The sequence below is a fragment of the Enterobacter cloacae complex sp. S3 genome (genome assembly GCF_014930495.1).
Taxonomy (GTDB): domain Bacteria; phylum Pseudomonadota; class Gammaproteobacteria; order Enterobacterales; family Enterobacteriaceae; genus Enterobacter; species Enterobacter asburiae_B.
The window spans coordinates 1-340 of record NZ_JADBRD010000088.1 but is presented as its reverse complement, the minus strand read 5'-3'; the positions used below and the strand labels follow the sequence as shown (position 1 = coordinate 340).

Here is a 340-nt window from a genome sequence, read left to right as displayed (position 1 = left end):
ATCCTGGGTCAGGCTGCTCCGGGCCGAAGCACCGGTGAAGCCATGAACCTGATGGTAGAGCTGGCGTGTAATCTGCCTTCGGGTATCGGCTATGACTGGACCGGTATGTCCTATCAGGAACGTCTGTCCGGTAACCAGGCCCCTGCCCTGTACGCCATTTCACTGATTGTGGTCTTCCTGTGTCTGGCGGCACTGTACGAGAGCTGGTCGATTCCGTTCTCCGTTATGCTGGTGGTTCCGCTCGGGGTTATCGGTGCGCTGCTTGCGGCAACGTTCCGTGGACTGACCAACGCCGTTTACTTCCAGGTAGGCCTGCTGACAACCATTGGCTTGTCGGCGA

The 340-nt window shown here is 58.5% G+C and carries 1 protein-coding gene; it reads left to right on the top strand.

Annotation, left to right across the window (positions count from 1 at the left end; translation table 11 throughout):
* On the top strand, positions 1-340 hold a 340-nt coding region (locus IM317_RS23520; protein WP_193362545.1), incomplete at both ends, for an efflux RND transporter permease subunit.